This window comes from Nonomuraea sp. NPDC050202 (assembly GCF_040656115.1).
In the GTDB taxonomy this organism is placed as follows: Bacteria; Actinomycetota; Actinomycetes; order Streptosporangiales; family Streptosporangiaceae; genus Nonomuraea.
This window is the reverse complement of record NZ_JBFALF010000126.1, coordinates 1-1,040: the sequence shown is the minus strand read 5'-3', so window position 1 is coordinate 1,040 and position 1,040 is coordinate 1. Positions and strand designations below refer to the sequence as shown.

Here is a 1,040-nt window from a genome sequence, read left to right as displayed (position 1 = left end):
CTAGGCCGTGTTTCAGAAGTGGTCTGGAGTGGCGGTTGCGCGGTGTCGTAGGTCGACAAGAGAGGAGGTCTCCGGTAGATGAGTCAACGACCAAGAAGACCATCTGCACGGAGACCTCGTGGACAACACCTTACCGGTAGCGGAGCGGGCTGATCTGACCGATGCGCAGTGGGCGGTGCTGGAGCCGCTGCTGCCCGTCGGCCGCAAGCCAGGGCGCCCGCCGATCTGGACGAAACGGCAGCTCATCGACGGGATCCGGTGGCGGGTACGGGTGGGTGCGCCGTGGCGGGACGTGCCGGAGCGGTACGGATGCTGGCAGACGATCTACGGGTTGTTCCGGCGCTGGCAGCGCGCCGGCACCTGGCGGCAGATCCTGACCGCCTTGCAGACCCGGGCGGACGCGGCCGGGCTGATCACGTGGGATGTGAGCGTCGACTCCACCGTGTGCCGGGCTCATCAGCACGCCGCCGGGGCGCGGAAAAGGGGGATCGGCAGGTCGAGCCGCCGGGCGGGGTGCAGCAGGAACCGGCCGATCACGGGCTGGGACGCTCCCGCGGTGGCTTGAGTACCAAGCTGCATCTGGCCACCGAGCAGGGGCGCAGAGCCTTGTCGATCGTGCTGACGGCCGGGCAGCGGGGTGACAGCCCGCAGTTCAGGGCGGTCTTGGAGGGCATCCGGGTGCCACGCCCGGGCGGGGGCCGGCCCCGTACCCGGCCCGATCGGGTGCTGGCGGACAAGGCCTACAGTTCGCGCGGCAACCGTCGTTACCTGCGCAGGCGCGGCATCAAGGCCACCATCCCGATCAAGCTGGACCAGGCCGCCGCCCGGCGCAGGAAGGGGTCGAAGGGCGGCCGGCCACCAGCCTTCGACCCCGAGGCGTACAAGCTGCGCCATGCGGTGGAATGCGGCATCAACCGGCTCAAGGGCTACCGAGCGGTGGCCACCCGCTACGACAAACTGGCCGTGCGCTACGAAGCGACCGTCCACATCGCCGTGATCGACACCTGGCTATGAGCCCACCACTTCTGAAACGCGCCCTA

General features: G+C 69.2%; 1 protein-coding gene. It reads left to right on the top strand.

Annotation, left to right across the window (positions count from 1 at the left end; genetic code table 11):
* Positions 1 to 118: 118 nt before the first annotated feature.
* Positions 119 to 1,014, top strand: a protein-coding gene (locus AB0I79_RS63330) for an IS5 family transposase (RefSeq protein WP_357896407.1) whose coding sequence is annotated in 2 segments (ribosomal slippage) — positions 119 to 484 and positions 487 to 1,014 — 894 coding nt in all. Because the reading frame shifts where the segments join, the coding sequence is not laid out codon by codon here.
* Positions 1,015 to 1,040: the final 26 nt, after the last annotated feature.